This window comes from Nonomuraea rhizosphaerae (genome assembly GCF_019396405.1).
Taxonomy (GTDB): domain Bacteria; phylum Actinomycetota; class Actinomycetes; order Streptosporangiales; family Streptosporangiaceae; genus Nonomuraea; species Nonomuraea rhizosphaerae.
In genome coordinates this window covers 1-5,934 of record NZ_JAHKRL010000460.1, presented here as the reverse complement: position 1 = coordinate 5,934, position 5,934 = coordinate 1, and the positions used below count along the sequence as shown (strand labels likewise).

General features: G+C 72.2%; 3 protein-coding genes. All 3 read right to left on the bottom strand.

Annotated elements, in window-relative coordinates; all coding sequences use genetic code 11:
* Positions 1-1,848, bottom strand: a 1,848-nt coding sequence (locus KME77_RS23335) for a type IV secretion system protein (protein ID WP_219471071.1), incomplete at its 3' end; no start/stop codon positions are given.
* Positions 1,845-4,328, bottom strand: a complete 2,484-nt coding sequence (locus KME77_RS23330; protein ID WP_219471070.1) for an ATP-binding protein — start codon at positions 4,326-4,328, stop codon at positions 1,845-1,847. The genes KME77_RS23330 and KME77_RS23335, both read right to left, overlap by 4 nt.
* Before the next feature lie 47 nt (positions 4,329-4,375).
* On the bottom strand, positions 4,376-5,934 hold a 1,559-nt coding region (locus KME77_RS23325; RefSeq protein WP_504739337.1), incomplete at its 5' end, for a MinD/ParA family ATP-binding protein.

Here is a 5,934-nt window from a genome sequence, read left to right as displayed (position 1 = left end):
GGCCGGGGAGCTGCCCGCGGAGCCGGTGGAGCCGCCCGTGGAGCCGCCGGACGCCCGTGGCCCTCCGGCGGCGGCCCCCCGCGTACGGGTGGGCGTGCCGCTCAGGTTCAGCGGCGGCGCGGCCCCGGTACGGGGAGCGGGCGCCTGCCGGCCGGCCGCCTTGCCGCCCTGCTGGTCGGTGTTGAGCGGCGCGGGAGTGGCCGGCACCCGGGTGCCCGACGGAGTCGCTCCCTCCGCGCCCTCCTGCCCGCGCGCCCGTCCTTGGGCGACCGTGGAGGCCGCCGCGGCGGTCCCGGCCGAGGCGCCCATGGCCGCCGCCTGGATGAGCGGCTCGGCCTTGCGCGCCCCCCAGCGCCCGATCCTGGCCGACGCCACCGGGGGCAGCGCGTTGGCGGAGCGTTCGAGCACGGAGGAGCTGGCCGCGTCGCCGAGCATGCGTGTGGTCAGCGTGTGGCCGTTCATGGAGGCGAACAGGTGCTGGAACGGCCGCCGGTAGAAGAACACCGCGATCGTCAACAGCGCGATGAACAGGATCTGCATGCCCCACGGCATGGCCGTCGAGATGATCAGCGCGTACCCGTACACGAGCACGCTGAGCACCAGCGCGAGCACGGCCTGCCGGAGCAGCGTGCCGACGAGCATCTCCACCCACCGCATCGCGATGATCCGCCCGCTGCCCGGATGCACGCCGATCAGCAGGAACACCGGCCCGAGGATGAGCAGCAGCAGGAAGCCGACCTTCAGCACCAGCAGCGAGACCGCCACCAGGAAGATGAGCACCCCGGCGACCATCGCGGCGATCAGCGCGCCGATGGCCACGCCGAGCCTGCTGGTCCAGTCACGCCCGGAGAAGATCATGTAGCGCGGGTCGTTCTTCAGCTTCTCCGCGATCTCGACGTACTTCGCCTGCCGCGCGCCGACGTCGGGCACCGCCTGCCCGGCCGCCGGGGCGGGCATCGACTGGATCTCCAGCATCGTCCGGCCGAAGTCGCGCACGATCGGCTGGTTGGCGTCGGCGGTGCCGAACATGCCCATCAGCCACGGCTTGCAGACCAGCGTGGACCACAGCGCCTCGGCGTTCTGGTCGACGCCGGGCGTGCCGGTCTGGCCGTAGCCGCCGGCGGTGACCTGCGGGTTGGTCTGTCCGGGCTGGGGCAGGCAGGTGGCGCCGCCGGCGCCGGGCAGCCCGGAGAACGCCGAGTTGACGACCTCGCCGGTCTTGTCGGTGACGACCTTGCCGAGCCCGGTGAAGTCGCCGGGCCGGCTGAAGAACCAGGTCGCCACCGTGACGGCGAGCACCATCCAGATCACGCCCTCGGCGGTGGTGGTGGCCCGCTTGCGGATGAGCCCGTACCAGGCCAGCCAGATGGCGCCGAGGATGACGATCGGCCGCAGGTACGGCCAGTACATGGCGTTCGACAGGTTCGTCACGATGTCGTCGACGACGTCCTTGATCGACTGGAGCGGTCCCTCCGTGGCCGCGGCCTGGTAGGTGCTGATCGTCACCCGGTCGACGGCCTTGGCCCACGTGAAGATCGTGTTCGCCCAGCTGTTGCCGACCACGGCGGCGAAGTCGGAGCAGGTCAGGTCGTGGGTGTTCCAGAACTGGCCGCTCATGCCGAACTGGCCGTAGTTGGTGGTCGGAGCCGCGGTGGCGCCACCCGCGGGCACGGGCGGCTGCATCATGCCGTCGGTGCCGCTGCCCACCACCTCGGGCGTCAGCGGGGGCGACAGGTCACAGGGCGCGGCGGCGGCCGGCGAGAGCGAGCCCGCCACGACCGGCACCACGAGAACGCCCGCGACCAGGGCGAGGACAAGCACGAGCCACTTGGGTAGCCGGATCTTCATGACCGCACCTCCTGCGCTCGGCCCACTCCCCCTTGATGATCATCATGCCCGCTGTCGCCGGGTTTGTCGTGCGTCGGATTCGTGTCGAGCCAGCGGAGCAGTTCCTCGGAGATCAGGTCTACGCCGATGCGGCCCGCCCTGCCATCCAAATCACGGAAAATGCATTCGCCGTTGCCGAGAGAGCGCAGCACGGCCTTGTGCTCCTCCGACGGCTCCACACCCAGCAGGGACATGACGTGTTCGACCTCCACCCGCTCGGTGGACCTGAATGCGAAGACCGAGGACAGGCAGTTGGTGACCTGCTCGTTCAGCAGGTCACCGGCGTTCTGCGAGACGAGCACGAGCGCGGTGTTGCGGGAGCGGCCCATCCGGCTGACCTCGGGCACCAGCTTGGCGCCCTCGGGCGTGGAGGTGATCGCCCAAGCCTCGTCCAGGAAGATCGCCTTGGGCGCGCGGCGGTCGAGGCTGTTCATCAGCCTGCGCGCGAACTGGGAGACCAGGTAGAGCAGGGCCACCGACAGCCGCTGCTCGTAGGAGTAGTCGTCGCGGCCGGTCGCCACGTCGGGCAGGGTCAGGCCGCCGAGCGTGAACACGGTCGTCCAGCCCTCGGTGTCGATCTGGTCGCCGCCCGACGGGTCGAAGCAGAGCCTGGCCAGGTGCATCTCGGACATGGAGCGGAGCACGGCGCCCAGGTTCTTCGAGGCGGCGTCCTCGGACTGCTCCAGGTACTCGACGACCTTGCCGAGCGAGGGGTCCACGCCGTTGGACACGGCGGCGACCGCCTGGATCATCGCCGACTCGCGCTCCTCCGACATGCGCGGCAGCAGCAGCCGCAGCGTCTCGGTGGCCATCGTCTTCTTGGCCGCGATGTCGTCGCCGAACGAGAACGGGTCGAGCAGCCCCGGCGCGGCCGAGCCGAGCGGGATCATCCTGGCCTTGCGCTCGCGCTTCTGCAGCAGCTGCACCAGCGACTCGGCGTCGCCCTTGGGGTCGATCACGGCGACCGTGACGCCGCGCAGCGCCATCTGGTAGATCATCAGCAGCGCCAGCGTGGTCTTGCCGCCGCCCGGCTCGCCGGTGATCGCGATCGCGGTCGGCCGGTTGCGGGTGGCCGCCACCAGCGGGTCGAAGTGCACGATGCTGCGGGCCCTGCCGACGGTCTCCCCGATGTACGGGCCCAGCCAGCCCTCGGCGCCGCTGCCGTCGGCGAGCCGGTCGCCCAGGTCCACGGTCGCGGTGGCCATGCCGCCCGCGATCGTCCGCAGGGGCTGGCGCTGGGCGTAGGCGTTGACCCGCACCTTCTCCCCGGGCAGCGCCTCGCAGAACAGCGAGAACTGGTCGCCCGTCGAGTTCACCACGTCGATGCCCATGTCGCGGTAGTGCTCCACGACCGCCTCGACCCGCTGCACGCAGATGTCCTCGGTCGGGGCCGACACGATCAGCCGGTGCCAGCCGTACACGAAGGGCAGGCGCTCCTTGGTGATGCCGTGCTCCAGCATGCGGGCCGCGTCGATCTGCTCGGCGAGCGCGATCGGCGCCTCCGCGCCCGCCTCGCGGATGTGGATGTCCATGTCACGCGCGTGCGCGAGCTTGCGCGCGACGTCCTTGGACGCCTTGACCGGCGGGATCAGCCGCATCCTGGACGAGACCTCGACCGGGAAGGGAAGCTGGTCGGCGAAGTGCAGCCACGGCTCGCCGTCGGGGAACGGCATCAGGTCGGGGAAGCGGGCGAACGAGAGCTGCGCCACGTACGAGTCGCCCTGCGGCTGCACGATGCGCAGCAGCGACCTGCCGTTGTGGATCTCGCCCTCGACCAGCGCCTCGATCTCGCCCTTGCCCCAGCGCCGCTTCGGGCTGGCCGAGGGCGGCCCGTCACCGAGCGCGCCCGCGGCCGAGTGCTGGAACAACCACGCCACCTCGACGGAGGTGGCGTGCCGGGCGTAGAGGGCGCTGGAGGCCAGCGCCCGGCCGAGGCGTTCGGCCTGGTCGCTCCACCTGTTGATCTCGCCCTCGGGCACGTGGTCGTCCTCCAGCCCGAGCGTCCTCTCCGTACGCTGGTAGAAGCCGAACAGCTGCGACAGCACGCCCGCCCCGAGCTGCTTGCCCCGAGGGCCGAGGCGGACGCCGAGGTAGACCTCCTTGGACCAGAAGTCCTTGGCCCAGACGTGCCGGTACATCTCCTCCAGGTAGTCGCGCCAGCCCGGCCCCTCGTCGGAGGTGGCGTTGAGCTCCATCGCCCACTCGGCGGCCGGATAGGTGCGGTGCGCGACCCTCAGGTGCACCTCGGCGTCGGGCATCCTGATCGCGGCCAGCGCGATCGTGATGTTGGTGGCCAGCGCTTCACGCTCCTCGGGCGTGACGAACTCGTAGCTGACCGTCGGAAGGCGGAAGTACGCCCATGCGCAGGTGTCGGTGAGCAGAATGCGGTCGTCGAAGTAACGGACCGCGAGGCGCTGATGCGCTCGGGACGCCCTGCTCATGCCGCCCCCTCGGCGCATGAACAAGTCAGACCTGCTCGCATGTTCACTTATCGCTCACCGATTCTCGTGCCCGGGGGGTCACTCGCCAACTCCTCTTCGCTCGGACGGACGGACTGCGCCGCAAAGCCCGCGACCACCACTCCCGCGAGGGCGAGATACGCCCGCCGCCCGGCCGCGCGCAACTGCCCGGGGTCGACCACCCCGTCGCCGTCCGGCGCGAGGTCGTCCTCCCAGGGGACCCGGACGATGGCCCGGCACCTGCCGCTGGCCACCGACTCCGCCTGCTCGACGTCGGCCATCGAACGCCTGCTCACGCCGTTGACCACCATGACCGCCCGCCTGCGCAGGTCCGCGCAGCCGTGCCCGTCGAGCCACTCGTACGTCATCGCCACCGCCTCCGGCGCCTCCTCGCTCGCGGGGACCACCAGGACGAGCTGGTCCGCGTACGGCAGGACCCGGGCCGCGAGCGCGGCGGCCGGGTCGAGAACGGTCAGCTTGTAGTGCCGGTCGAGCAGGTGCAGGACCTGGCCCAGCCGGTGGTCGGAGAACAGCGTCCGGTCCGACAGCCGCTGCTCGGCCTCCGCGTCGGTGTCCGCGCCGACGACCTCCAGGCCCGACGCCGTGCGGGTGGTGTACCCGCGCATCGTCAGGTAGCCGCTGACCCGGTCGAGGCCGGACAGCAGCGAGGACAGCGTCTCCGGGGTCTCGGAGTCGATCTTGCTGGTCAGAGTGCTGCCGCCGGTGCTGGCGTCGACGGCCACCACCCTGTCGTCGCGGTGGGTGGCCAGCGTGTGGCCCAGCATCAGCGCCGTCGTGCTCTGGCCCGCGCCGCCGGTGCAGCCGAGCACCACGATCCGGCGGCTGCCGCCGAACACCGCCCTGGCCCTGGCCTCGTCGATCTCCGAGCCGTCGCTGCGCACGTTGCCGCCGCCGACGACGACCTGGGCGATGCGCCGCCAGCCGCCGGAGTCGCGGCCGACCACGGACTCGACCCGCCGCACCCGCTCGCCGGGCTTGGGGCCCTGGCTGACCTGCCGTGCCGCCGGGGCGTCGTCGAGCTGGTCGTCGTGCTCGTCCCGGCCGGGGGCGGCCTGGCCGGGGTCTGCCCGCTGAATGTCGGCTCGCCCGATGCGCACCGGCTCGGCCCTCTCGCTGGTGCGCGGCCGCTCGGCAGTGACCGGCCGCTCGGCGGTGTCGGGGCGCTCCGCGTCTTCCGCGTCTTCCGGGTGCTTCGCCTGGCCTGTGTGCTCGGCGTACTCGGCGTGCTCGGGGTGCTCTGCCCGTTCCAGGTGCTCCGCGCGCTCGTCGGCGGGCGGTTCGCCGTCGGTGGCCCGGCCCACGGGGGAGGTCACGGGCTCCTCGGAGGTCACCGGCCGGATGAAGCGCACCGGCTTGGTGTCGGGGTTGAGCGGCGGCCACAGGCGCTGCGTCTGCGACAGCACGATCGGGGGCCCCTGCCTGGGCGGCTGGCCCTTCCGGTGCTGGTCGCGGGCCGCCTCGTCGGCCGGGGACCGCTCGCCCTGCGCCGCCTCGGGCGCGGCGGCCTCGCCGGGGTCGGCCGAGGCGCGGGTGTCGGCGCTGGCGGCGAGCTTGCGCAGCCGCCGCA

What these genes read in the sequence shown, in the direction of transcription:
- KME77_RS23330 (WP_219471070.1), bottom strand. Translation starts at nt 4,328, where the DNA reads ATGAGCAGGGCGTCCCGAGCGCATCAGCGCCTCGCGGTCCGTTACTTC.